Annotated in this window: 1 tRNA gene; it reads right to left on the bottom strand. The window is 54.7% G+C overall.

Annotated features, from left to right (window positions below):
- Position 1 precedes the first annotated feature (1 nt).
- Positions 2–78: transfer RNA gene (locus tag OGX93_RS00660), tRNA-Asp, on the bottom strand.
- Between the last annotated feature and the right edge of the window lie 125 nt (positions 79–203).

A 203-nucleotide genomic window follows, 5' to 3' on the forward strand; every position in this document is an offset into this window, starting at 1 on the left:
GTGGCGGAACGGACGGGACTCGAACCCGCGACCCCCTGCGTGACAGGCAGGTATTCTAACCAACTGAACTACCGCTCCACCGAATTTTTCTACATCCACTGATTTCACATCAGCTTACTGCTTAATTTGATGCCTGGCAGTTCCCTACTCTCGCATGGGGAGACCCCACACTACCATCGGCGCTACGGCGTTTCACTTCTGAG

The organism is Citrobacter sp. CK195 (assembly GCF_030333365.1).
Classification (GTDB): domain Bacteria; phylum Pseudomonadota; class Gammaproteobacteria; order Enterobacterales; family Enterobacteriaceae; genus Citrobacter_B; species Citrobacter_B koseri.